The 25,775-nt window shown below is 63.3% G+C and carries 22 protein-coding genes and 1 tRNA gene; 12 read left to right on the top strand and 11 right to left on the bottom strand.

The features are described from left to right. Positions 1-387: 387 nt before the first annotated feature. From D0B32_RS10610 to D0B32_RS10590, 5 genes are all read left to right on the top strand, one after another. Positions 388-906, top strand: a complete 519-nt coding sequence (locus D0B32_RS10610; protein WP_117333899.1) for a sigma-70 family RNA polymerase sigma factor — start codon at positions 388-390, stop codon at positions 904-906. After that, on the top strand, positions 906-1,739 hold the full coding sequence (locus D0B32_RS10605) for an anti-sigma factor (RefSeq protein ID WP_117333898.1): 834 nt from the start codon (positions 906-908) through the stop codon (positions 1,737-1,739). The genes D0B32_RS10610 and D0B32_RS10605 overlap by 1 nt, the downstream gene beginning before the upstream one ends. A 269-nt stretch (positions 1,740-2,008) precedes the next feature. Next, entirely contained in the window at positions 2,009-2,491 is a 483-nt protein-coding gene (locus tag D0B32_RS10600) for a hypothetical protein (RefSeq protein ID WP_181969775.1), read from the top strand. 31 nt (positions 2,492-2,522) lie between these two features. Further along, positions 2,523-4,100, top strand: coding sequence for an FAD-binding oxidoreductase (locus tag D0B32_RS10595; RefSeq protein WP_117333897.1), 1,578 nt, complete (start codon positions 2,523-2,525; stop codon positions 4,098-4,100). Between the two features lie 122 nt (positions 4,101-4,222). After that, positions 4,223-4,621 carry a hypothetical protein gene (locus D0B32_RS10590; RefSeq protein WP_117333896.1) on the top strand — a complete coding sequence of 133 codons (399 nt, stop codon included), beginning with the start codon at positions 4,223-4,225 and terminating at the stop codon, positions 4,619-4,621. A gap of 24 nt (positions 4,622-4,645) precedes the next feature. Here D0B32_RS10590 and D0B32_RS10585 read toward each other — a convergent pair whose 3' ends face one another. The 8 genes from D0B32_RS10585 to D0B32_RS10550 form a co-directional block, all read right to left on the bottom strand. Beyond that, positions 4,646-5,707, bottom strand: coding sequence for a DUF1571 domain-containing protein (locus D0B32_RS10585; RefSeq protein ID WP_259294952.1), 1,062 nt, complete (start codon positions 5,705-5,707; stop codon positions 4,646-4,648). Positions 5,708-5,866: 159 nt separating this feature from the next. Continuing rightward, complete coding sequence (locus D0B32_RS10580) at positions 5,867-7,681, bottom strand: AMP-binding protein (protein ID WP_117333895.1); 1,815 nt, start codon at positions 7,679-7,681, stop codon at positions 5,867-5,869. Positions 7,682-7,777: 96 nt separating this feature from the next. Next, positions 7,778-9,079 carry an acetyl-CoA C-acetyltransferase gene (locus D0B32_RS10575; RefSeq protein ID WP_117333894.1) on the bottom strand — a complete coding sequence of 434 codons (1,302 nt, stop codon included), beginning with the start codon at positions 9,077-9,079 and terminating at the stop codon, positions 7,778-7,780. 56 nt (positions 9,080-9,135) lie between these two features. Then, on the bottom strand, positions 9,136-10,056 hold the full coding sequence (locus D0B32_RS10570; protein WP_117333893.1) for a MaoC family dehydratase: 921 nt from the start codon (positions 10,054-10,056) through the stop codon (positions 9,136-9,138). Between the two features lie 36 nt (positions 10,057-10,092). Continuing rightward, positions 10,093-11,553: a 3-oxoacyl-ACP reductase gene (locus tag D0B32_RS10565; RefSeq protein ID WP_117333892.1), complete on the bottom strand. Its 1,461-nt coding sequence runs from the start codon at positions 11,551-11,553 to the stop codon at positions 10,093-10,095. Between the two features lie 111 nt (positions 11,554-11,664). Continuing rightward, positions 11,665-14,166 carry an acyl-CoA dehydrogenase gene (locus D0B32_RS10560; protein WP_117333891.1) on the bottom strand — a complete coding sequence of 834 codons (2,502 nt, stop codon included), beginning with the start codon at positions 14,164-14,166 and terminating at the stop codon, positions 11,665-11,667. A gap of 356 nt (positions 14,167-14,522) precedes the next feature. Next, a complete protein-coding gene (locus D0B32_RS10555) occupies positions 14,523-15,398 on the bottom strand; it encodes a TetR/AcrR family transcriptional regulator (protein WP_259294951.1) in 876 nt (291 codons plus the stop codon). 295 nt (positions 15,399-15,693) lie between these two features. Continuing rightward, positions 15,694-16,911: an MFS transporter gene (locus tag D0B32_RS10550; protein WP_117333890.1), complete on the bottom strand. Its 1,218-nt coding sequence runs from the start codon at positions 16,909-16,911 to the stop codon at positions 15,694-15,696. Positions 16,912-17,381: 470 nt separating this feature from the next. Between D0B32_RS10550 and D0B32_RS10545 the strand changes: the two genes are divergently transcribed. Then, positions 17,382-18,686 (top strand): chloride channel protein, encoded by a 1,305-nt coding sequence (locus tag D0B32_RS10545; protein WP_117333889.1) that lies wholly within the window; start codon positions 17,382-17,384, stop codon positions 18,684-18,686. Positions 18,687-18,703: 17 nt separating this feature from the next. Here D0B32_RS10545 and D0B32_RS10540 read toward each other — a convergent pair whose 3' ends face one another. Further along, positions 18,704-19,255: a DUF4863 family protein gene (locus tag D0B32_RS10540; RefSeq protein ID WP_117334167.1), complete on the bottom strand. Its 552-nt coding sequence runs from the start codon at positions 19,253-19,255 to the stop codon at positions 18,704-18,706. A gap of 106 nt (positions 19,256-19,361) precedes the next feature. Here D0B32_RS10540 and D0B32_RS10535 point away from each other — a divergent pair, with 106 nt between their 5' ends. Then, on the top strand, positions 19,362-20,297 hold the full coding sequence (locus D0B32_RS10535; RefSeq protein WP_117333888.1) for an AraC family transcriptional regulator: 936 nt from the start codon (positions 19,362-19,364) through the stop codon (positions 20,295-20,297). 112 nt (positions 20,298-20,409) lie between these two features. Here D0B32_RS10535 and D0B32_RS10530 read toward each other — a convergent pair. Next, positions 20,410-20,496, bottom strand: a tRNA-Leu gene (locus tag D0B32_RS10530). A 172-nt stretch (positions 20,497-20,668) separates the two neighbouring features. Between D0B32_RS10530 and D0B32_RS10525 the strand changes: the two genes are divergently transcribed. The 4 genes from D0B32_RS10525 to D0B32_RS10510 all read left to right on the top strand — a co-directional run bounded on the left by D0B32_RS10525 (position 20,669) and on the right by D0B32_RS10510 (position 22,723). Further along, positions 20,669-21,361, top strand: a complete 693-nt coding sequence (locus D0B32_RS10525; RefSeq protein WP_117333887.1) for an SDR family NAD(P)-dependent oxidoreductase — start codon at positions 20,669-20,671, stop codon at positions 21,359-21,361. 452 nt (positions 21,362-21,813) lie between these two features. Beyond that, positions 21,814-22,071: a hypothetical protein gene (locus tag D0B32_RS10520; protein WP_117333886.1), complete on the top strand. Its 258-nt coding sequence runs from the start codon at positions 21,814-21,816 to the stop codon at positions 22,069-22,071. A gap of 63 nt (positions 22,072-22,134) precedes the next feature. Then, positions 22,135-22,395 (top strand): hypothetical protein, encoded by a 261-nt coding sequence (locus D0B32_RS10515; RefSeq protein ID WP_117333885.1) that lies wholly within the window; start codon positions 22,135-22,137, stop codon positions 22,393-22,395. A 61-nt stretch (positions 22,396-22,456) separates the two neighbouring features. After that, positions 22,457-22,723 (top strand): hypothetical protein, encoded by a 267-nt coding sequence (locus D0B32_RS10510; RefSeq protein ID WP_117333884.1) that lies wholly within the window; start codon positions 22,457-22,459, stop codon positions 22,721-22,723. A gap of 263 nt (positions 22,724-22,986) precedes the next feature. Here D0B32_RS10510 and D0B32_RS10505 read toward each other — a convergent pair whose 3' ends face one another. Next, on the bottom strand, positions 22,987-23,205 hold the full coding sequence (locus D0B32_RS10505) for a hypothetical protein (protein ID WP_117333883.1): 219 nt from the start codon (positions 23,203-23,205) through the stop codon (positions 22,987-22,989). A gap of 384 nt (positions 23,206-23,589) precedes the next feature. On the opposite strand from D0B32_RS10505, the gene D0B32_RS10500 reads away from it, so the two are divergent. Next, positions 23,590-25,725 (top strand): serine/threonine-protein kinase, encoded by a 2,136-nt coding sequence (locus tag D0B32_RS10500; RefSeq protein WP_117333882.1) that lies wholly within the window; start codon positions 23,590-23,592, stop codon positions 25,723-25,725. Positions 25,726-25,775: the final 50 nt, after the last annotated feature.

The raw sequence follows: 25,775 nt of genomic DNA, 5'->3' as shown, positions 1-25,775 counted from the left end.
ACGGCTTGCGCACATAGAAGCACCTGATAACTGGCGCATGTAACGTTGCGTTACCAATCTGGACGAGGAGTTGGCGGCTGCCGCATGGCAATTTCTCGCTGATGAATGGAATAAAGCCGCCGCTGACAGCGTTTATGCCCGTATGGACGTGCGGCACCCCGGCCGTGAGTGCGCCACCGCACACAGACGTCCATCCATCCCGTCAGGAGACAGCATATGAAGGCTTCCCGTACTTTTTCAGGCGTATGCATGGTGTTGGCGTTGTTACTCGCATCTCTCGCAGCCTCGGGTTGCAGCACCGCCGGCGACTCCGGTTCCAGCAGCACGTCCTCCAGCTCGGGTGGCAGCAGCGGCGGTTATTAAGCATTCGCCCACCGCGTTCGCCGCGTGAATTTCGAAGCCGAGGTGATTGGCTGGCTCCCGCAGTTGCGCCGCTATGCGCGCGCGCTGACGGGGGACTTCGCATGGGCCGACGATCTGGTTCAGGATACGGCGGAGCGGGCGCTCGCGCGCTGGACGGCGTTTCGTCCGAACAGTAATCTGCGGGCCTGGCTGCTGACGATTCTGCGGCACCTGTATATCGACCAGTTGCGTGCGCGGCGGGAAATTGCGGTTGATGACGAAAGCGCGCCGTGGCGTAATCTGGAGGCGCCGCCTGGCGAAGTGGACGGGCTGGTGCTGCGCGACCTGCAACGCGCGCTGTACCGCCTGCCGCTCGAACAACGTGAAGTCCTGCTGCTGGTCTGCGTCGAGGAGCTGACCTATCAGGAAGCCTCAGTTGCCCTGAGCGTACCGATTGGCACGGTGATGTCGCGCCTCTCGCGTGCGCGCGAACATCTGCGCGATCTGCTGGGCGATGGACCGGCGCGTACCGGCGCTCCGCTCAAAGTTGTGAGAAACCCGTGATGAGCCACGACGACCACGATCCTGCTACGCCCCCGCCGTCCGGCGCGCCCGATCTGCGCGCGCTGTCGGCGTTCGTCGATGGCGAGCTGCCGGCGGGCGAGCGCGAGGCCGTGCTCGAACAGCTGGCGCGTGACCCGCACGCGGCGGCGCAGGTCGCGCACTGGCGGGCCCAGAAGTCCGCCTTGCAGGCCTTGTGCGGCGCTGCGGACACGGCGAGTGACGGCCGCTCGCGGGCAAACGACGAGCCGGCCTTCATCGTGGTGCGCGCGCCCGCACCGTGGTGGCGGCGAGCCGGGCTCGCGGCCTGCTGGCTCGTGGTGGGTGCGGGCGTGGCGACGGCGCTCGGGCCTTTCGCCGCGCGCTACGTGGGCGGCATGGCCGGCGGCGATCCGATGAGTTTCGCGCGGCGCGCCGACATCGCCTACGCGGTGTACACGCCCGAACAGCGCCATCCCGTCGAGGTGGCCGCGACCCAGGAAGAGCATCTGATCAACTGGCTCTCGAAGCGCCTGAACCGGCCGCTTTCCATTCCGTCGTTGCAGGAGTACGGCTATTCGCTGGTGGGCGGGCGCCTCTTGCCGGGTGAAGCGGGGCCTGCCGCGCAGTTCATGTACGAGAACGCCAGCGGCGCGCGCCTCACGCTATACGTGACGGGCATTGGACGTGACGAAACCGCTTTCCGCCTGTTCCGCGACGGCAACCGCCGCACCTTCTACTGGGTGAGCGACCACATGGGCTACGCCATCTCTGGCCCGATCGCCGAAGGCAAACTGCGCGAAATCGCCATCGACGTCTGCAGCTCGTTGGGCGGCCGTCCGGAGTCGTGGCAGTAGCGTCGAAACATCGCGTAATAGAGACGCCTCACCCCGCGTCCGCGTAAGCGGAATAGCCTCTTCCCGCTGGTCGTTTATTCATTGCAGGCGCGTGCTGCTGCCGCCCAAGCCGAGGCTGAAGCGAGGCCAGCGCAAACCCTGCAAGGCAAAGCGACGGGGTCTTTACGGTGCCGGTCCGCCCGTGCGGATCGCAACGCCGGAGCGTCGGGCGAGACGACATCATGCTTAACATGCAAGGGCGCCACAGGGCGCCGGGGTTGGCGCGAAGTATGGCGCTGGGTCTGACCTGGATGGTGGCCGTGGCTACCGCGGTGCCGGCGGCGGCGCAAACCCTGCCGGATGGCGCGACGGCCGCCGCGCCGCCGTGTCAGAACATCGTGGGTCAGGCCGAGATCGACGGGACGCTGCAGCAGGTCACCGGCCTCGCGTGCCAGCAGCCGGACGGCAGCTGGCAGTTCGTGCAGGGCGACAACAGCGCGGTGGCCTTTTATCCGCCCTATGCTTATTACGATCCGTGGTACTGGGGCGGCTTCGTGACGGTGGTGGGCGGGTCGTTTGTTTTCTTCGACCGCTTTCATCATCGCTACCCGCTGCATCATGTGTACTTCAGCCGCGTCGGATACGGCGTGCACGGCTGGCACGCGCAGGGTGCCGTGCATGGCGGCTGGGGCGGCGGGCGGGGCGGCGTTTGGGGTGGCGCGGGTGGCATGGGTGGCTTTGGACATGGCGGCGGAGGCGGTGGCCACCGCTAGAGGGGTATCGGACCAAACACGAGGAGACTTCTTGACGCGCTTGTTGCCGCCCGATGTTTCAGAGGCGCAGTTCGACCGTGCGCTCGTCGCATGGGGGGAAATCGTCGGCGCGCCGAACATGGTGTCGTCGTCGGCGGCGGAACTCGCGGCGTATCGCGATCCGTTCGCGCCGGGTGAAGCCGTATTCGCGGCTTCCGCGGCGCTGCGGCCTGCCTCGGTGGAGGAGGTCCGCGCGATTCTGCGCGTGGCGAACCAGTACCGCATTCCTCTGTGGACCGTGTCGACCGGCCGCAACTTCGCGTATGGCGGTGCGGCGCCGCGTCTGTCCGGCTCGGTCGTGCTCGATCTGCAGCGTATGAACCGCATCATTGAGGTCAACGAAACGTTGGCCTATGCGCTGGTCGAACCCGGCGTCAGCTACTTCGACCTGGACGCGTATCTGCGCACGCACGGCCTCAAGCTCTGGGTCGATCCGCCGGCCGCCGGCTGGGGCAGCGTGATCGGCAACACGCTCGAACGCGGCTTCGGCTATACGCCCTATGGCGATCACGCCGCGCACCAGTGCGGCATGGAAGTGGTGCTGGCCAACGGTGACGTGCTGCGTACCGGCATGGGCGGCATCGACATCGGCACGTCGTGGCAGACCTTCAAGGCGGGCTACGGACCATCGTTCGATGCGATGTTCATGCAGTCCAACTATGGCGTGGTGACGAAGATGGGCGTGTGGCTGATGCCCGCGCCGCCGTCCTGTTTGCTGGGCGAGATCCAGTTTCGCCACGAGGAGGATCTGGAGGCGATCGTCGAGATACTGCGGCCGCTGCGGCTCGACGAGACGATCCGCAATCAGGCCGTGATCGAAGGCGGCGTGCGGCGCGCCGCGGGTCTCTCATCGCGCGCGCAGTGGTACCAGGGCACGGGGCCGATGCCCGAGTCCGCGATTGCCGCGATGCTCGATCACTTGCAGGTGGGCCGATGGAATCTGCACTTCGCGTTGTACGGCACGCCGGCGCTGATCGACGCGCAATACGACATCGTGCAGCGGGCCTTTGCCCGCGTGCCGCAAGCGAAAATGTTGACGCGGCGCTATGACGGAACCGCGCAACCCGTGGATGGCGGCGACCGCAATCTCGCCGGCATTCCGGCCATGAGCGCCTTCCGCATGCTCGACTGGCGCGGCGGCGCGGGCGCGCATGTGGATTTCTCGCCGGTCGTCCCGGCAACCGGGCGCGATGCGATGCGTCAGTACACGATGGTGAAGGCGCGCGCAGCGGAATACGGCTTCGATTACTACGGTGGCTTTACGGCCGGCGCGCGTCATCTGCATCATATTTTCGCGGCGATTTTCGACCGTGACGACGCACAACAAACGGAGCTGGCCGGGCAACTACTGCGCGTGCTGATGAGCGATGCGCGGGCGGCGGGCTACGGTGAGTATCGAACGCATCTCGCGTATATGGACTTCGCCGCCGCGCAGTACAGTTTCAACGATGGCGCGTCGTTGCGTCTCGCGGAGACGATCAAGGACGCGCTCGATCCCAACGGAATTCTCTCGCCGGGCAAGCAGGGCGTGTGGCCCACTGCGTGGCGTACGCGGCGTGGTTATACGTAGAGGTGGCGTGGGTGGCAGGCGGCGCGGGTCGATGCCGCATCCGCGTGGCGTGATGCCGTGGTGTTGCTACGCTTTGGCAACGTGATTCACACAAGGCAGGCATCGAGACAGGAATTCAGATCATGGACCGGCGCACTTTCGTGCAGACCTTCGTAGCGAGCGGTGCATGCCTGTCAGCGGGCGGTTTTTTGCTGCCAGGGATCTCGCACGCGCTTGAAGCGCGCACCACGATCGCCGTCATCGACACGTCTCTCGCTTCGCATCGCGCCTTCGCGGACTATGTGCTGCAGCGAGACCTGCCATGCTTCGAAACCGGCGCTGATATCGGCGCGCTGTGGTACACGACGCTTGCCCCGCGCCTCGCCGCAGCGCCCGTTGCGTTGATTGGATTCACCCGTGCCTCGGATCATTTCGTACTGAGCCAGCTCGCGGCCCGCACGCATCGTGTGATTCAACAGACGCGCCACCCAGACCACGCTTTCGATGCGGCGATCACCTTCCTCATCGAACCTGTGACGTGACGCCTGCTGTGATCCAGGCTGCGCTCAGAACTTGTACTCCGGATTCTTCGGATCGAATGCCGTGTCGTCGAACGGCTTCGGTGTGATGGATTCGAAGACGATCTTCTCGAAGATCTTGCCGTCGTTAGCGTAGGACTCCACGGTGCGGAAATACGGGTGACGCAGATCCAGCCCGAGCGTTTCCTTCTTCGCATAGAACTGCGGCTGACCGACGGCCGTCTCGTACGTAAACGCGACCACACGTACGCCATTGATGGTCTGCACGGCGATCTGCGTGGTGCGCGGCACGCCGGCTTCGACATACTTCTTGCCTTCGGTCAGAAACTGCCGCGTGATGAAACCCGTGCCCAGATCGCGCACTTCGTGATTGGACTGCGCGTGGGCCAGCGTGCCGGTGGTCGAGGTCCAGATGGGCACCACGCCGAGCATGCCGCCCAGGTGGCCGTACATTTCATCGGCGCGCTTCGTTTCGTCATAGATGATTTCCTGGCCTGCGTGGACGCCATCGGGGAGCCACTTTGCGTAGATGCGCAGCGGGTCGTGCGCGAGGCGCACCAGCATGTGATCGGGCTGCTCCGGCCACGAGCCCTTGATGCGCTCCCAGCGCAGCATGATGAACTCATACGACGGGTAGCCGTTCGGGCCTTCCTGAATGTAGCGCGACAGCGTCAGTGGATCGAGCGACTGAAACAGGGCGACCAGTTGTGCATCGTCGAGCTTTTCCAGCGCGCCGCTTTGCGCCGCCTGACGCAACCAGCGCACCTGTTGATCGAGCGTCAGCTTGCCCGCCTGCGAAGCGGGCACCGAGGGAACAGTTGCCGTCACTGCGGTTGTCTGCGTTTCGCTCGCGGTGGAGGTGGTGGACGCGGCAGGCGCAGGGGCTGTTACGCCAGTTCCGGTGCCGATTTCCGCGCTGTTTTCCGCATTATTTCCGGCGCCATTCCCACCTTTACTATCGGGGTTGATCGCGATGCCCGTTCCCGGATCAGTCTGCGCAGCGCTTTGCGCCACCGCCGCAGCAGAAACACCGGCAAGGGCGAGCGCGGCGCCGAGCGACCCTATGCGTGCCATGTAAAGCAGCTTCATGTCCCTCCCTCCGGGTGGTCAGCGTCTGTAAAAAATTCGTCTGCCGCGATGGACACGTCAAAACGTCCAGCGACCGCGCGGCAAACCGGCGTACACAACGCCTTCCGCATCATTGACGCAAACATCGAGCCCGTGCGCCTGTTGCAAACACACTGCCTGTCAGGCACGCGATTGCTTCGCGAGTTCCTCATCCCGCAGCGCGCGCCGCAGAATCTTGCCCACATTGGTTTGCGGCAACTCGTCGCGGAACTCCACCAGCTTCGGCACCTTGTAGCCGGTGAGATGCTTGCGGCAATAGTCGATCAACTGCTCGGCCGTGAGCGACGGGTTGCGCGCCACCACGAAAATCTTCACGCGCTCGCCTTGCACGGCATCGGGAATGCCGATCGCCGCCACTTCGCGCACATCGGGGTGCATGGCCACCACGTCTTCGATTTCGTTCGGATACACGTTGAAGCCGGACACCAGGATCATGTCCTTCTTGCGGTCGATGAGCCGCATGAAGCCGCGCGAATCCATCACGCCAATGTCGCCGGTGGCGAGCCAGCCGTCGTCGTCGAATACCTTGGCGGTTTCGTCGGGGCGATTCCAGTAGCCCTTCATCACCTGCGGACCCTTGACGCACAATTCGCCCGCTTCGCCTATGTTGGCCCAGTGACCGTCTTCCTTCTTGAAGCGCACCTGCGTCGAGGGCGCGGGCAGACCAATCGAGCCTTCGAAATCGCGCATGTTTTGCAGGTCCACCGGATTCATCGAGACGATGGGCGAACATTCGGTCAGCCCGTAGCCTTCGACGATCGGCTTGCCCGTCACCGCCTTGAAGCGTTCGGCCACGGCTTTTTGCGTGGCCATGCCGCCGGCCATCGCCAGTTTCAGATCCGAAAAATCGCGCCGCCTGAATTCCTCGTTTTCGAGGAACGCGTTGTACAGCGTGTTGACCGCCGTGATGCCGGTGAATTTCTCGTGACGGATGATCATCATGACGCGCTTCATGTCGCGCGGATTGGCGATCAGGATGTTGCGCCCGCCCAGTCCCATGAAAATCAGCGCATTCACGGTGAGCGAATAGATGTGATAAAGCGGCAACGGTGTGAGTACCGTTTCGATATCGCCGCCCAACTGGCTCTCGGACCACACCTTGGCCTGCAGCAGATTGGCGATGATATTGCGGTGCGTGAGCATCGCGCCCTTGGCGACGCCGGTTGTGCCGCCGGTGTATTGCAGGAACGCGATGTCGGCATGGTTCGGGGGCACGGGCGTCAGCGGTTGCCGATAGCCGCTTGCGAGCGCATCGAGCAGACGCACTGCCTGCGGCAGGCGATAGGCGGGCACCATCTTCTTCACGTGACGCAGCATGAAGTTGAGCAGGCGTCCCTTCAGATTCAGGCCGTCGGCAAGCAGATCGCCGAGCCCCGTGACAATGACGTTCTGTACGCGCGTACCGGGCAGCGCGTCTTCGAGCGTCTTGGCGAAATTCTCGAACACGACGATGGTTTGCGCGCCGCTGTCCTTCAGCTGATGCGCCAGTTCACGCACGGTGTAGAGCGGATTCACGTTGACCACGACGGCGCCCGCCTTGAGGGCGCCGAACAGCGCCACGGGATACTGGAACGTGTTGGGCAACATGATCGCCACGCGCTCGCCGGGCTTCACACCAATGGTCTGCAGATACGCCGCAAACGCAGTGGCCTTGCGCGCCAGTTCGCCATAGGTGAGGCTCGCGCCCACGCTCACATACGCCACGCGCTCGCGAAACTTCGCGGTACATTCATCGAAGAACTGCGGGATCGATTCGTACTGGTTGACGTCGATCTCATGCGGCACGCCGGGCGGGTACGAGGCGTACCAGATACCGTCGGTGTTCGGCGCGGGTTGCGAGGTGGCGTGCGACGTGGAGTGCGCCGTGTGCGATGCCGCCGGCATGCCCGGCGCGGCGGACGCGGCGGTGGGCGTCGTCTGGGTGGGCTGGTTCATGATGTGTCTCCTGTCTCCTTGCTGTCTATTATGTGTCCCGCGCGTTCGCGCTCGAGATGTGTCCCGCGTGTTCGCGCTCGCGACGTGTCGCATGCATCAGCGTTCGAGGATCGCCACGACCCCCTGGCCACCTGCCGCGCAGATCGAAATCAGGCCGCGCGCCGTCCCCGCTGGTTTGTCGAGCTGCGCCAGCATTTTTGCCAGGCCGGCGACGATCCGCGCGCCGGTTGCCGCAAACGGATGCCCCGTGGCGAGCGAACTGCCGTTCACATTCAGCTTCGTCCGGTCAATCTGCCCCAATGCGTGCTCGAGCCCGAGTTGCGTGCGGCAATAGTCGTCATCCTGCCATGCCGTGAGCGTGCAGAGTACCTGGGCGGCGAACGCTTCGTGAATCTCGTAAAAATCGAAGTCCTGCAACGTGAGTCCGGCGCGCGCCAGCATGCGCGGCACGGCGTACACGGGCGCCATCAGCAGGCCTTCTTTTTTGTCGAAGAAATCCACGGCAGCGGTCTCCGACCAGCTCAGATAGGCGAGCACCGGCAAGCCATGCGCCGCGGCCCATTCTTCGCTGGCGAGCAGCACGGCGGAAGCGCCATCGGTCAACGGTGTGGAATTGCCGGCCGTGAGCGTGCCGGCATCACGGTCGAACACGGGCGTGAGGCTCGCGAGTTTTTCGAGCGTCAGGTCGGCGCGCAGGTTGTTGTCGCGGGCGAGGCCGCGATACGGCGTCATCAGATCGTTGAGAAAGCCGCGCGCATACGCGGCGACCAGCTTGTGATGACTCTCGTAGGCGAGCTGATCCTGCGCTTCGCGTGAAATCGCCCAGCGCTTGGCCATCAGTTCGCAGTGCTCGCCCATCGAAAGACGCGTCCGCGGCTCGCCGTTACGCGGCAACAGCGGCTTGAAGAACATGGCCGGGCGCAGCTTGGTGAGCGCACCCACGCGCTGCCCTGGCGTTTTGCCGCGATTCGCTTCGAGCAGGATCTTGCGCATGCGCTCGTTGACGCCGATTGGTGCGTCCGAGGTGCTATCCACGCCGCCCGCAATGCCCACCTCGATCTGTCCAAGGGCGATCTTGTTGGCCACCAGAATGGTCGCTTCGAGACCGGTGCCGCAGGCCTGCTGGACGTCGTAGGCGGGCGTTTCCTTCGCGAGCGTGGTGGAGAGGACCGACTCGCGCGTCAGGTTGAAATCGCGCGAATGCTTGATGACCGCGCCCGCGGCCACTTCACCGAGCCGTTCGCCGTGCAGGTTGAAGCGGTCCACGAGGCCCTGCAGCGCGAAGGTGAGCATGTCCTGATTCGAGGCCTCCGCGTAAGCGGTATTGGAGCGCGCGAACGGAATCCGGTTGCCACCGAGAATGGCGACACGACGCACGGCGGGTAGCGGGTTGGACATGCAGGTCTCCTTTCAATGTTTCTATAGATCGTGCAATCAGCGTGTGGCCACTGCACTCATGACGAGATCAAATGAAACCGGCCACGCAGATGCGGTTTGTCGCCCGCCATGTCGCGTACCTCGATTTCGTGCAGACCGGGCGACGGCCTGGCGGTCCACAACGACACTTCCCCCGGCAACAGCATCGGCAGTTTGAACTCCGCGCTAACAGCGGCTTCGACGAGTGGCCGGGGCGGTTGCAGCACGCTGACGGCGCGCGCCAGGGTCCACATGCCGTGCGCAATGGCACGCGGAAACCCGAACGCCTTGGCCGATAGCGCGCTCAGATGAATCGGGTTGTAGTCGCCCGAGGCCTGCGCGTAGTCGCGCCCGAGTTGCGCGGGAAGCTGCCAGCGTGAGTTGCGTTGCAAGGCATCGCGTTGAATCTCGAGCGGGGCGAGCGGTGTGCCGCCCGCCGTCTCGCCGTACGCACTGACGTCACGTTTCAGATAGACGCTGTCGCCATCCCAGACCGCTTCGCCGCGTCGATACAGACGCGTGTGCAACACGAACGCCTGGCCCTTGTCATGCCGCAGCAACGCGCCGAATTCGACTTCCACGCGCAGCACGTCGTTCAGTGCCAGCGGACGGCGCAGACGCACGTGATTGGCCAGATGCACGAGCCCGAGCGCGGACCACGGAAAGGCCGGGTCGGTCAGCATCAGCAGATGCAATGGAAAGGCGAGCAGGTGCGGAAAGGTGAGCGGCACGCCCTGGTCGGGAATGAAGCCGCACACACGCGCATAACGCTGAATGGCGTCGGCTTCCAGCGGAGCGGCGGGGCGCACGAGCCGCAGCGCGGGCAACTGCGCCGCGCGGCCACGCTTCATCACGCCCGCCAACGCGCGTCCATAGAGTTTGGCCGGGGCTGGCAACGTCTCGATGACGACCGTGCGCGGACGCGCCGTGGCGTGACCGATCCTCGATGGCTCGCTCATACTGGTGCTCCGCTCATGTTCTGCGCATGTTCCGCATCATGCGCCGATCAGGCTCTGGCCGCACACGCGCACCACCTGGCCCGTCACGCCCGCCGAGCCCGGGTGCGCGAGCCATGCAATAGCCTGGGCCACATCGGCGGGCTGACCACCCTGGCTCATCGAATTCATGCGGCGTCCGGCTTCGCGCAGGGCGAGCGGAATTTTCGCGGTCATCTGCGTTTCGATGAAGCCTGGCGCCACCGCGTTGATCGTAATGCCGCGCTCGCGCAGCAACGGCGCCATGCTTTCGACGCGGCCAATCACGCCCGCCTTCGAGGTCGCATAGTTGGTTTGCCCGAGGTTGCCGGCAATGCCGCTGATCGACGACACGCAGACGATCCGGCCGCCGTCGCGCAGAATGCCGGCGGCGAGCAGCGCCTCGTCGATGCGTTCCTGCGCGGAGAGGTTGATATCGATCACGCTGTGCCAGGCGGCTTCGCTCATGCGTGCGATGGTCTTGTCGCGTGTGATGCCGGCGTTGTGCACGATGATGTCCACGCCCAGTTCATCGAGCGCCGCTGCAATCTGCGCGGGCGCTTCGGGCGCGGCGATATCGAAGGCGAGGGCGGTGCCGCTGCCGCTGCCCGTGCCGTTGCCCGCGCCGTTGCCCGCGCAGTTGCCCGATAAGTGCTGCATGGTGGTGTCGAGCGCGGCGTGGGCGGACGGGATATCGACGCCGATCACATGCGCGCCTTCGGCAGCGAGCGCCTCGGCAATCGCTGCGCCGATGCCGCGCGCCGCGCCGGTCACGACCGCCCGCTTGCCGGCGAGCGGCTGGGTCCACGCGAAGGGCGCTGCCGTGGTCGATGGTTTTGCTGCAGCAATCCGTACCACCTGTCCCGACACATACGCCGAGCGGGGCGACAGAAAAAACCGCAGGCTCGCTTCCAGCGCATCTTCAGCGCCTGGCGCGACGTACAGCAGATTGGCCGTGATGCCGCGCCGCGCTTCCTTGCCGAGCGAACGCGTGAGACCTTCGAGCGCGCGCTGCGCCGTCCATTGACGTGGCGTGGCGCACGCTTCTGGCGGCCTGCCGAGCACGACGATCCGTCCGCATTTTTCCAGCGAACGCAGCGAGTCATGAAAGAAGCCATACGCGCTGTCGAGCTGCGCGTTGTTTTCGATCCCGCTCGCATCGAACACGAGTGCGGCCACGCGTCCCGGCGCACCGCCTTCGACGGGTTCGAAGCGGCCCGTCATCAGACCGTGGCGCGTCGCGAGCGGCACCCACAGTCCTGCGCTTTCGTGCGCGACGCTGGTGAAGCCGGTGCGCGCGATCACGCCGGCGAGCGTATCGAGCAGATGCGGCTCGCGTCCCGCACCCACTGCAAGCAATCCGTCGAACTCAGGACGGTCCGCGCGATAGCGGCGCAATACCTCGGGCTTCGGCAAACCGAGCGAGCGCACGAGGCGCGCGCCGAACGGCGAGTTGACGAAGTTCAGGTAGGTGTCGTTCATGTTTTAGTGCTCCGCTGGCCAGTCGGGGTGTCTGCTCACGCGTAGGTTCGATCTCCATGTGTAGCGTGAGCATCACTGTTTCGTAGTTGGACTTAGTTGCCTCGCACCCGCTTATGCCGCGAGTTCTTCCAGCGCCTTTTCCAGCGCTTCCTTGCGCTGTTGCAGGCTCTCCAGCATGCCGAAGTCCGGCTCGAAGTCGTCGACCTTCACCAGTTCGGCGCCGTAGCGCACGTAATCGTCGAGCACCTGGCGTTCTTCCGCGTCGATCAGCCCCTGTTGATGTGCGGTGGCATTCCAGGCACCGAGATGGGCGAGGCTTTGCGGCATCGGTTCGAGCAAGCCTTGCTTGACGGCCTCGCGCAGCTTCTGGTCGATCACGGTGATGCGCGGATTCAGCGCGAACAGCAGTTCACCGAAGCCGAGCGGATCGACATCCGGATTCGGCACGTAAGAGTCGGCCACCAGCCGCTCGCGGGCGGCACCGGGCGTCTGCATCAGTTCGGCAATCGCACCGCTCAACGCATCGGACGGCGCGCGATGCGGCAAGCCGAACGGGAACGCCAGCAGCCGCACGAGCCCCGCCGCGAAGCGGTTCGGATAGTTGACGAGCACACCGTCGATGGCTTCCTGCGCCTGATGCAACGCGTCCTCCACACCCCAGCGCACCAGCGGCAGATCGCTTTCCTGGCGGCCTTCGTCCTCGAAGCGCTTGAGCGTGGCCGAGATCAGATAAAGCTGCGAGAGCACGTCGCCAAGCCGCGCGGAAATGCGCTCGCGACGCTTCAGATCGCCACCGAGCACGAACATCGACACATCCGCGAGCAGCGCGAACACGGTCGACATACGCGTGGCTGCGCGATAGTACGGCACGAGCGGCGCGTGGGCGCGCTGCGGCTTGCCGATCAACGCACCGGCCGTGATGCCATACACGAAACTGCGCACCACGTTCGAGAGCGTGAAGTTCAGGTGTCCAAAGAAAGCGGCGTCGAATTCATGCAAGGCCCTGCCGTGATCGTCGTCGCGCGTCGCGGTCATTTCCTTCAGCACGTACGGGTGGCAGCGAATCGCGCCTTGACCGAAGATGATCAGACAGCGCGTCAGGATGTTCGCGCCCTCCACGGTGATCGAAATGGGCACTTGTTGATAGGCCCGCGCGAGGAAATTCGACGGTCCCATGCAGATGCCTTTGCCGGCTGTCACATCCATGCCGTCGTTGATGACCTTGCGGGCGCGTTCGGTGATGTGATACTTCGCGATGGCGGAAATCACCGAGGGCTTCTCGCCGAGATCCACGGCATGCGCGGAGAGGCGCCGCGCCGCGTCCATCACGTAGAGATTGCCGCCCATGCGCCCAAGTGCTTCCTGCACACCTTCGAACTTGCCCACCGGGGTGCGGAACTGGCGGCGCACGGCGGCGTAGGCGCCGGTGCCGCGCACGGCGATTTTCGCCATCCCCACGTTCGACGACGGCAGCGAAATGGCACGCCCGGCAGCCAGACATTCCATCAGCATGCGCCAGCCGTTGCCCACCTGGGCGCGTCCGCCGATCACCCAGTCAATCGGAATGAACACGTCCTTGCCGGAGTTTGGGCCGTTCTGGAACACGGCGTTCAACGGCCAGTGACGGCGGCCAATTTTCACGCCCGGATGCGAAGTGGGGATCAGCGCGCAGGTGATGCCGGGTTCGTCGCCACCGCCGAGCAGATGGTCCGGATCGAGCGCGCGAAACGCGAGGCCCAGCACTGTGGCGATCGGCCCGAGCGTGATGTAGCGCTTGTCCCACGTCACGCGAAAGCCGAGCGTCTCACGGCCTTCGAAGCTGCCCTTGCAGACGATGCCAACGTCAGGAATGGCGGCCGCGTCCGAGCCCGCATATGGGCTCGTCAAGGCAAAGCAGGGAATCTCGATGCCGCGCGCCAGACGCGGCAGGTAATGGTTCTTCTGTTCTTCGGTGCCGTAGTGCATCAGCAGTTCGGCCGGGCCGAGCGAGTTCGGCACCATCACCGAGACGGCGGCGGCCGAGCAGCGCGTCGACAGCTTCATGATGACCTGCGAATGCGCATACGCCGAGAACTGCTTGCCGCCGTATTGCTTCGGAATGATCATGCCGAGAAAGCCGCGTTCCTTGATGTATTGCCAGGTCTGCGGCGACAGGTCTTGCCACACCGTGGTGGTTTCCCAGTCATTGGCCAGATCGCACAGGTGCTGGCATTCGACGTCGAGAAACGACTGTTCTTCCGCCGTGAGCGTGGCGGGACCATGCCCTAGCAGCGTGTCCCAGTGCGGGCGGCCGGAGAACAGGGCGGCGTCCCACCAGACCGTGCCGGCTTCGATGGCGTCGCGCTCAGTAGGCGACATCTCTGGCAGGATCTTGCGGAAGATGCCGAGCACACGCTGCGAGATCAACGCGCGCCGCAACGGCTTTATCGTGAGCACCAGTGCAGGCAGCACGAACACGATGGCAAGCACCGTCGTTGCAACCGGACCCGCGGCGCCGCCCAGATGCGCGGCAGCCACCCAGACGACGAGGAACGCGAGCCACCAGGAAGCTCGGGCCTCGACATAGACAAGCGCCGCAGCGGCGATGACCAGCACAACGAAGAACCACAGCATGATGTTTCCTCCCGTTCGATGGTGCTTTGATATGCGGGCGTGTACGCGTGTACGCGTGGCACGTCGGAGACGGGGCATCGCACTGCGCGTCCGGATGTGCAGCCGCCGGCGCGCGATGCCGCGCGGCTCGCGTTCGCTACGTCCGTGACCGTGTCACGCCCGTTTCGTTATACGTTCGACAGCAGATACGGTGCCTGGTGCACCGCTCTTCATCAGCGAAGCATGCCGGGTGGGGCGCCTCATTCCCGAATGGCTTCTGAACGGTCGCGGATACGACCGCTCAGAAGCAACTTCTCAAGGCGACTCCTCGACCGCGGAGTTTCTCGACCCCACACCCATGCGGCTTCAGTCCTGCTTCAAACTGCACCGTGCGCGGCATGCCGCAACGGACCGGCGGTACCGGCCATGCTGCCCAGGCGCTCCGTCGCGCCCGCTTTCACGCCGGGCCCGCCGGCTTCGGCCAGCTCGCGCGCCGGGGCGGCGGGGTTGCCATCGGCATCGCTATCCGCGCGGCCGTCCTGCGTGTTGTCCGCAGCATCGCCCAGCACGGCGGCGAAGTTCGCCAGCTGGCTGGCATCGGGCAGCGGCGCCTTGAGCGCAGCCACCATCAGCGAGGCGAGGCGGGCGATCAGTTGCAGGTCGTTCATCGACTTGCCCTGCGAGAACTCCGAGATCAGGCTGTCGGTGTCGGTGCCGGCCAGCACACCGGACAACGCGCCGATCGCAAAGTGCAGACGCCAGCCGAGTTCCTCACGCGGCAGATGCGGCAAAGCACGCTGGAATGCCTCGAAGAAGCGCTCGGCAACCGATGCGTAATGCCCATTCAGAAAGTCGCGAATGAACGACGACGGATCGGTGTACGCGCGCCCGAGCAGCCGCAGGAACGCCTTGCCGCCCACCTGCGGTTCGCGCGACAGGCGCAACGCCGGAATGAACATTGCGCCGAGCACATGCTCGCAGGTGAGACGCGCGCCGAGCATTGCGTCGAAGCGATCGAGCAGTTTGACCCGCTCCAGATTCAGACGATCGAGACGGCGCGAGAGCATCGCGTGGATCAGCGCCTCCTTGCTGCCAAAGTGATAGTTGACCGCTGCGAGATTGACCTCGGCGCGCGAGGTGATCTGCCGCAACGACATGGCCTCATAACCGCATTCAATGAACAAGGTTTCAGCGGCGTCGAGGATGCGGGACTTGGTATCGCCGGCATGCCGGCCTGTCGAACGAACTGCCATGTTGCGTCTCCCATTGCTGGTCTCCCAGCCGCAAACAAGCGATTCAAATGCGTATTTGAAACGACCGTTTTTTTCAGGATAAAAAGGATAGGGTTCAGGTGGCAAGGTCTCGTCGTGGGTGCTCTCCTCTAAACAGGCGACGCTGCAATGCATCAAAACGCAGGCGGCGCGGGAATAAAAAAGGCCGTCCCGATTGAATCGGGACGGCCTCGCATTGCTTCCTGGCGCGGCAGCCTGTGGCTGCCTTTATATGTGCTACGGGTGCTACATGAGCTTTGCTGCAGTGGCGTTCGAATTACGCTGTCGCCACCTCTTTCGCTGATTGTGTCATATCTATGCCGCGGCGTTCACGACTAAACGGAATCAGTATCGCAATTACCACGGCCACGATGCCGATCACCACGCCCATCACGAGGCCGTAGTTGTTGCCGTGCTGTTCAGCAAGGCCGGCTTGCAGCGGTGCGTTGACCGAGGCGAGCAGGTTGCCGAGCTGATACACGAGGCCCGGGAAGGTGGCGCGAATCTCATCCGGCGAGATTTCGTTCAGATGCACCGGGATCACACCCCATGCGCCTTGCACCGAGATCTGCATGAGGAACGCGCCCACCGCCAGCAGCACCGGCGTGGTCGAGAAGGCCCACAGCGGCAGTACCGGCAGGGCAATCAACGCAGCGATGAAGATGGCGCGCTTGCGGCCGATCTTCTCCGACATGAAGCCAAAGAACAGACCGCCGACGATGGCGCCGATATTCAGCACGATGGTGATGAGCGAGACCGTATGCGCGTCGAAGCCGTGCTGGATGCGCAGGAAGGTCGGATACAGGTCTTGCGAGCCGTGCGAGAAGAAGTTGAAGGCCGTCATCAGGATGATCGCGTAGAGCGACAGCGCGACGTTCTTCTTCAGTGTGGCGAGCAGGCCGGGGCGGGCGCGTTTTTCGAGTGTCTGGAAGGCCGGCGACTCGGGCACGTGCGCGCGAATATAGAGCACCAGCAGCGCCGGCAGCACGCCCACCATGAACATGCCGCGCCAGCCGATGAACTGGAACAGCAGGCCGAACACTACCGAAGCCAGCAGATAGCCGCTCGGGTAGCCCGCTTGCAGGATGCCGGAGACCATGCCGCGCGACTTGGTCGGCACGGTTTCCATGGTCAGCGCGCCACCCACGCCCCATTCGCCGCCCATCGCAATGCCGAACAGGGCGCGCAGCACGAGCAGGGTGGTGAGGTTGGGCGAGAAGCCGGACAGCAGTTCGATGAGCGAATAGCACGCGATGTTGACCATCAGCGTGGGACGGCGGCCGAATTTGTCGGCGAGCCAGCCGAAGATGAGCGCGCCGACTGGCCGCATCATGAGACTCAGGGTAATGCCAAAAGCGACGGTCTTGACATCAGTACCAAAGTCGCTCGCGATATCTTTCAAAATGAAGACCATTAGAAAGAAATCGAATGCATCGAGCGTCCAGCCCAGATAGGCGGCGATCGTGACGTTTTTCTGCTCCCGCGTCCAACTCATGTGTTTTTTCTCCAAGTCTCCGAACTACCCGTGCCTTACGGCGAGCCGCGCAGTGACCCGCTAGCGACCCGCACGCCCCGTGGTGCGGGCTTGGCGGGAGTGTACGCTGACCATTAAGCGTCTGCATGCCAGAAATGCATTTTCTCAGTGATAGTCCCTAATCGAGTGCGGGTATTCGGCCGCATTTGCTGCTTTCTATTGTCAGCTTGATGTAATGAATTCCGCGTTGCGCTTATTCAGTTGGGTTGTATAAATGAGCAATAGCGATGCCCACCCGGCCATGAATATCCAGGCGAACAGATATAAAAATATTCATGCGTCAGGGTCATTAGTGGCGGCGAAAAATCCATTTGTCTCATAAGGCGGCGCGGCATACGATGGCGCCATCCCAGAATTGATGGTCGTTGCCAATCGTGTCGACTCAACCAAACCCGCCTTCTGCATCTGCCGCTGAACGCAGCCCGTTCACCATGCTCGTCGCCGTGACCGTGTTGACCGGCGTCGGCGCCGGGTTGGGCGGCATGTCGCTGGCGTTGCTGCTGCATGCCATCCAGCACCTGGCGTTTGGCTACAGCGAGGCACACGTCATCAGTGCGGAGAGTTTTCTGCAGGGTGTCAGCGCGGCTGCGCCGGCGCGCCGCTTCGCCGTGCTGGTGTTGTGCGGACTGGTGGCGGGGCTTGGCTGGTGGACGCTGTACCGGTTCGGGCGACCGCTCGTCAGCATCAAGAAGGCAGTCAAGTCGGACGACCCACGTATGCCGATCGTCACTACGGTCGTGCATGCCGTCTTGCAGATCGTCACCGTGGCGCTCGGCTCGCCGCTCGGGCGTGAAGTGGCGCCGCGTGAGATCGGCTCGGTGTGGGCCGGCTGGCTCGCGCATCGCGCCGGATTGACGGTTGCCGAGCGCCGCATCATGGTGGCGTGCGGCGCGGGCGCGGGTCTCGCGGCGGTGTATAACGTGCCCCTCGGCGGCGCGGTGTTCGTGCTCGAAGTGTTGCTGGGGACGTTTGGCTGGGCGGCGCTGGTGCCCGCCGTGGCCACTTCGGCGATCGGCGCGGCGGTGGCGTGGATCGGTCTCGGCAACGAGCACCAGTATCAGGTCTCGCCGCTCGTTCTGACCACGCCGCTGGCGGTGTGGTCGGCGGTGTGCGGTCCGCTGTTTGGATTGGCGGCGTTTGGCTTCGCTCAGCTCATGACACGAGCGCGCGCGCAGGCACCGAAGGACTGGCGGCTGCCGGTGTTCTCACTCATCAACTTCGCGATCATCGGCCTGCTGGTGATTTACTTCCCGCAGTTGCCGGGTAATGGCAAGGGGCCGGCCAGTCTCGCCTTCGACAGCAACGTGACGATCGGTCTTGCCGCCATCCTGCTGGTGCTGAAGGTCCTGATCACGGCCGGCAGTCTGCGCGCGGGCGCCGAAGGCGGCCTGCTCACGCCGGGTCTGGCCAACGGTGCGCTGCTCGCCATCGTGCTGGGCGGCGTGTGGAATCTTTTCTGGCCGGGCACCGCGACGGGCGCGTTTGCAATTGTCGGCGCGGCCGCGTTCCTGTCTGCTTCGATGCAGATGCCGCTCACTGCGACCGTGCTGATTCTCGAGTTCACGCGCGTGAGCCACGACTTCCTGATTCCCATCCTGCTGGCCGTAGCGGGCTCGGTCTCCACCTTCAAGCTGCTGGCGAGCGGCAATCTCGCGTACCTGTTCAGGACCGCGCGGGGCGAGCCGGTGACGAAGGCGCAGCCCGCGGCGCTCGTCGAATCCGCCGGGGATCATTGAACGCGGGTGATGGCGCTTCACTCCTGCGGCGGCTGGATGTCGAAGGCAATCCTCCCGGCAGGCAGCAAGGTGAGCGAGATCACCGCGCCGCCTTTGACTTCCGGGAAGTGCTGACTGCCCGGTTCGGGCGCCGTCCAGCCGCCGGTACACCAGCCGTTCGGGCCCGCGAGCGCGGCACCTGGATCGAGCGGCACCACCAGATTGATCTCGCCGTACGGGTGCAGATGAAAGCCCGCGCGCAAGCTGCCTTCCGGGTTGCGCTGGGTGTTATCCGTGCTGTCCAGCAGCACGGCGGTCGCGCTGAAAAAGAACGTCTCGGCACTGGGCGCCATCAGCCGTGAGCGACGATAGCGCGGGCCGGCGATTTCCGCGTCCGCTGCCCAGCCTTCCTGCACACCCAGCGTGATGAGCCGCGCGAGGTCTTGGTACAAGGCGCTTGCCACGCCGTACTTCGTGTTGAGCCATTGCTCGAAAGCGGGGCCTGGGGTCTTGTCCTTGATCTCGTCGAGAAACGGCAGCAAACGGGCGACGAGTTCGTCGTGACTGGAGATGATGGCGGTTTGAGACATGTTGCGAGGCACCTGAATTTCCTGTGATGCCGCCATTCTTGCTCAAAGAATCCGTTCAATCCATAATGCATTGGTCTAATTTTCTATTGGATCGTACATTTTTCTCATGGATCCGCTGTCCGATGTCTTTTCCCTGCTGAAGGTCAGGAGCGTGCTGTCGGCGCGCTTCGAGGCCGTCGAACCTTGGGCGTTGCGCTTTGCTGCGTATCGGCACGTGAAATTCGTCGGTGTCGTCAAGGGTGACAGGTGGGTGTGGATCGAGGGCGTCACGGCACCTGTGAAGTTGCAGCCAGGCGACTTCTGTCTCCTCACGAACGGCGCGCCGTACTGCTTCGCGAGCGATCCCGGCGTCACAGCGCAAGACGGCGACGCAGTGATGCTCAGTCATCTCGAGAGCGACGGCATTGTTCACCTGGGACAGGGTGAAGCCGATTCGGTCAGCGTGGGCGGCCGGTTCGAATTCGACGACGACACGAGCAGCCTGTTGCTGAATTTGTTGCCGCCGCTAGTGCACGTGGCGGCGGATTCGCCGAATGCGCGCGCGTTGAGCGCGGCGCTCGAATTGATCAGGGCAGAGACCGACGCGATCCGGCCAGGCGCGGCAGCGATGGCAGGCAGCATTGCGAATATCGTGCTGGTGAACATCCTGCGCGGCCATCTGGCCGCTCATCCGACATCCACCGGCTGGCTAGGTGCGTTGTCGGACCCGCGAATCGGCGCCGCGCTGAGAATGGTGCACGCGGAAATCGCGCGGCGCTGGAAAGTGGAGGAACTTGCGTCGAAGGTGGGCATGTCGCGCACCGCGTTTATCGAACGCTTCAAGGACCTGGTGGGTTTGCCGCCGCTGGAGTATCTGATCGGCTGGCGCATGACCCTCGCGCGCGATGCGTTGAAGACGGGCAACGACACGCTTGCTGGCATCGCCGCCGCGGTCGGCTACGCGTCGGAGACGACCTTTAGCGCGACGTTCAAGAGGATGTTCGGGCAAAGTCCGAGCCGGTATCGGCTGGAGGTGCGGGGCAGGGGTGAGGAAAAGGGGTGAGCAAAAGGGGGGGAGGAAAAACTGCGGGCAACAAAAAACCCCGTAAAACATGTGTCTTACGGGGTTTCTCGAACTTCAACAAACGACTTCTTGCTTGCGCCAGAACTACTTATGGTGCCCAGGAGAGGACTCGAACCTCCACGATGTTGCCACCGCTAGGACCTGAACCTAGTGCGTCTACCAATTCCGCCACCTGGGCACGTCTGCAAGCTAGAACGCTATTTTAGCGGGATGACGTAGCGTGTCAATGGGTGTCAGGCATTTGCTTCATTCAAAGTTGCGTCGTTCGGCCAGCGAGTGGTCGGGAAAGCTATTTGCTCAATGACTTACCGTACTATCGACGACCCGCCTCATTCACAGGGAAACCTCACATGCAAACTTCAGCCTCGCAGAAAACGGTTCTTCTTGTCGGCGCATCGCGCGGTCTCGGCCTGGCGATGACCGCCGAGTATCTCAAGCGCGGCTGGCGCGTGATTGCCACCGCGCGCACCGACGCGTCAGAGACGCTCGGACAGCTCGATGGCGCACTCGAAATCGAATCCGTCGACATCACGCAGCCCGTGCAGGTCGCCGCGCTACGCGCCCGGCTCGAAGGCCGCAAAATCGATCTGCTGTTCGTCAACGCTGGCGTCAAGAACGACGACCGCGAAACCATCGCGGATGTCTCGACAGAAGAGTTCGTACGCGTCATGGTGACGAACTCCCTCAGCCCGATGCGAGTCATCGAGACGTTACAGGACCTCGTGGAGCCCAACGGCACGATCGGCGTGATGTCGTCGGGGCAGGGCAGCGTCACCAACAACGTCAACGGCAATTACGAGGTGTACCGGGGCAGCAAGGCGGCGCTGAACATGTTCATGCGCAGCTTCGCGGCACGCCATGCCGACGACACCAAAACGCTGCTATTGATGGCGCCTGGCTGGGTGCGAACCGAGATGGGCGGCCCCGATGCCCGGCTGAGCATCGACGAAAGCATTCCGAACCTGGTGAATACTATCGAGGCCTATGCAGGCCGCAAGGGACTGCATTACCTCGATTATCTCGGACGTGTCGTGCCCTGGTGAATCCGGGCAATGTCCGTCGTGCTTAAATGCACGGTGGACATTGCCAGGTAGTCCTGTTTATCAACACCCTGCATACGACTCGCCCGTGCTGGAGCAGTCACGCTGGCTCGAGCCAATCTGCGACGACCGCACCAGTCGTGAAAAAAAACGCGGCGATTCGGTCACATTGGTCCGCCTACGCCGCCTCATGACGTACCGCATTTCGTCACCACGTCCAGGTGTTTGTGATCGACAAACGCTAATCGCCGCTCTGTCTGGCTAAACACAACACCTTCTGCATCCCATGCGCTGCGTGTCATCGCGGGCACAAAGTCGCAATCCCCATGCAGCAGGGGCTCGAGGCAATTTTCAGCCATTACGCGCTCGCCTGGCACACCCTATGCATTAGATGGTGTGAGCGCGACACAAAGCTCACTTACCCAAACCCGTATCACCACTTAGGAGTATTTATCATGACCTCGACTCTGATGATCAAAGACCTGTCCATCGCCGCAGAACTCGACAGCAAGGCAATGGCTGCAGTACGCGGCGGCAGCGCCACCTCCATCGTCGGCGGCAATTCGCAGAGCGTGCTCGGCGGCGGCGGCTTCGCCAGCCCCACGACCGGCATGCAGATGGGCCCGACCGTCAACACGCTGGATGCCAGCTCGCACCTCAAGCTCTCGATCCCGACGATCCAGAACTACGGCGGCGAGCAGTTGGCGATCTAAACAAGGTGTATGCCACCTCACGACGGGTGGCCACTTCGACTCTCTCTTTTCAAGGAATTCATCATGTACTCGAACCTCAAGATCAAAGACCTGTCCGTCGCCGCAGACCTGGACAGCAAGGCAATGGCAGCAGTTCGCGGCGGCAGCGCCGTCTCGCTGGTGGGCGGCAATTCACAATGCGTCGTGGGCGGTGGCGGTTTTGCCAGCCCGACGATGGGCATGCAGGTCGGCCCGACTGTCAACACGACGGACGCCAGCTCGCATCTGAAACTGAGCATCCCCACCGTCCAGAACTTCGGCGGCTTGCAAGGCGGACTGCTGTAACAGGCGTGCGTGCCACCCTCGTGGAGGGTGGCACCCGTTCACTTTTCTCCTGGAGTCAGACATGAAATCGAACCTCATCATCAAGGATTTGCCCATTGCCGAATCGCTCGAACATGACGGCATGATCGCGATTCGCGGCGGCAGCGCATTCGCGGGCGTAGGCGGCAATTACGGCAGCGTGTTCGGCGGTGGCGGATTTGCGAGTCCCACTATCGGCGTGCAGGTTGGCCCCATCGTCACGACCACGGACGCGAGCCAGCACCTCAACGTGAGCATTCCGACCATTCAGAATTTCGGCGGCTATCAGCTTGGTGCGCTGAAGCAGTGAGCGGCACGAGAAGCCTGAGTGAACGCGGCGTTGCATTGAGATGCTCATTGCAAGCCGCACTAGAACCGCTAAAAACCACACGCGCCTTCCGCCATAAACCAGGCGGCGTGCGCCACTAATCCGGCGTACGCCGCTCGACGGCGGCGGAGCAGTTCAGCTTGATCGCTTGCGACGGGGTAGCGATGCAGGCAAAACATTTGAAATACAGGCAGGCGTATGCGTTCTTCTATTGATGGGCGCTCGCCAGCCAGCCTGGCGCGTCGTCATTTGCGCTTTAGGGCCGAGCCCGTGTTGGCGGCAGACGCAAAGGGTCGCGTGGACGTGAAGCCCAGGGGATAGTCGAACAGGTGAGCGGGTTGCGTGGCTGCGAAGAGGAGCGAACCGTAGCGCACACCGTGTCGCGCGCCGCCCACGACAGCCGTCATGGCCTCGCGATCGAGTTCGATACTGTCGGGAAGATCCTTGATTGCAATGGTCGCCATGATGTCTCTCTTCGAACTAAGGGAATCAGTGATTGGATTTGACCAGTATAGGTAATGCAGCGGACAACGCGTCGGAAAGCGCGGCGGACAACGCAGCGTTGCAACGTCTAGCCGCACGCGCTGAGGAGACCCATCAACGGAGCCTTGAAGAAAAAACGAGGCAACGAAGCATGCATCGTAGAAGTGACGGGTTCAAACCAACACTCTTCTTCGATGCTGTCATGCGCAGTACAACACTTGCATGTCGAACCACACACTTTGAAGAGGATTGCTGGGCAATCCTGAATTGCGAAAGACATGCCTGCGGGCTAGTATCGCTCGTGCGCATTAACTTCTTACGACAGGGCTTTTTCAGCTTATCAGGAGCTGCGTGGCTTTACACAAATGGCGAACCTTGCGGACGCGATTAGCGAATTCCAGAGTGGCGGGTTGTCGCAAGATGAGTTCATTGCGCAGCTCGACAGTACGCTGACAAAAGACAGCGTGGGCTCGGCGCGGCTGCTCGAAATACTCGGTGAAGCGCACACGCAGATGCCGCTGCCTCCGGAAGTGTATGCGGAAGTGCAGCGCCGGATCGAGCAGATGGGCAGCACGAACCTGACCCAGTTCGGTGGCGAAACCCGCTTGCAGACCACGCTGCGCTCGAGTGGCAATAGCCACCATCTCTCCGCCATCAGTGCTCAATCAACTAACGGCTCCGAACAGGTCAAAGGCGTGGGCGACACGCTGAATAACCGCTTCGTGCTGGAGGAATGCCTGGGCGTGGGCGGTATGGGCACCGTGTACAAGGCGCTCGATCTGCGCAAGCTCGAAGCATCCGACCGCAAGCCCTACGTGGCCATCAAGGTCCTCAATGTGCAGTTCCGCGGCAATCCGCAATCCCTGATTGCGTTGCAACGCGAGGCCCGAAAAGCACAGGTGCTTGCGCACCGGAATATCGTCGCGGTGTATGACTTCGACCGGGACGGCGCGATCGTCTATCTGACAATGGAGTATCTGTCCGGCAAGCCGCTTAGCCATCTGTTGCGTAACAAGACGTTCAAGGGCATGCCGTATGACGAGGCATTGCCAATCGTCAGAGGCATGGCAAACGCACTCGCCTATGCACACGAGCACGGTTTCGTTCACTGCGATTTCAAACCAGGCAACGTGCTGCTGACGGACAAGGGCGAAGTGAAGGTGATCGACTTCGGTATTGCGCGGGTTTTTCAGCGCCCCGAGGAAGAGAGCGACGCCACCGTGTTCGATCCAGGCGCGCTCGGCGCGTTGACACCCGCGTACGCCAGTCCTGAGATGCTCGAACATCGTGAGCCCGACCCACGTGACGACGTGTACGCGCTGGGCTGCATCGTGTATGAGCTGTTGACGGGACGCCACCCGTTCAACCGGCTTTCGGCCACGCAGGCGCGCAGCGCCGATCTCAAGCCGCAGCGTCCAGAAGGCCTGGGGACGCGCCCGTGGCGCGCGTTGCGCGCCGCGCTGTCATTCGATCGCGACGCTCGCACGCCGACTGTCAACCGCTTCGTCGAAGAATTCGCGGCGCAACCGCGCGTCACGCATCCACGCATGCTGATTGCAGGAGGCGTCGCGCTCGCAGGAGTGGGCCTCGCTGCTCTCAGCATCGTGTGGTTCCGCGCGCCCGGCAGTGCGGCGGAAGCGCCATCCACTTCGTCCACGCCGCAGATTGCCGCCGCGCCTATTGCTACTCCCACGCCCACGCCCGCACCACAATTGAGTGATCGCGTCGAACCACCGGCGCTGCATGCGGCTTCACCGGTAGCGACCGCCGCCGTTCCGGCACCCGCATCCGCACCCGCATCCGCACCCGCATCGGCACAGGCGCCATTGACTCCGGCGTCACTTGCCGCATTGCTCGCGCAATTGCCGTGTTCGGCGCTCGCTGCGTCGGGGCAGGGGCGTACGATGAAAGTGCACGGATTCGTCCCGCAGCCGGACGGCGTTGCGACGCTCAAGGAACGCCTGAGCACCTTGTCGGGCGGCAGTGCATTGGATGTGGACGTGAAACCGCTCGGCGCGGACAAGTGTGACGTCATCCAGTTTTACGCGCCGTACTGGACCCGCAATTGGCAAGCCGGTCATCCGGCGGTCCTGAAGGTAAAGGCGCCTGACGGACAACTGGTCGAGGGCGATCCACTAGTGGTCAGCTTGACGACGCCGGGTTTCGATTCGTACGTCAATATCGACTACTACCAGTTGGACGGCAGCGTCGTGCATATGGTGCCAGGTCCGCGCGCGCCAGATAACCAGGCGCCGGCGAATTATGCGGCCACCGTGGGCAGCGCTGGAGACTGGGTGGTGGCGCGGCCATTCGGAACCGAACTGGTCGTACTGCTAATCACTCCGGCGCCGCTCTTCAGCGCGCCGCGACCGGAAAGCGAGGCACGTGCGGATTATCTGCGTGCGCTCGATGCCGGTCTCAAACAGATGGCCGGCAAGTACGGTCCGGATCGCATCATGGCCGATGTGGCTGAACTCAACAGCCGGGCCCGCAAACATTGAAGCGTGCGTTGCGGCCGTGATTGAATACGAGGCCGCACGCAATGTGTGCG

It is taken from the genome of Paraburkholderia sp. DHOC27, assembly GCF_003429005.1.
Classification (GTDB): Bacteria; Pseudomonadota; Gammaproteobacteria; order Burkholderiales; family Burkholderiaceae; genus Paraburkholderia.
Note: the sequence above shows the minus strand (reverse complement) of the source record. Positions and strands in the feature narration are given on the sequence as shown.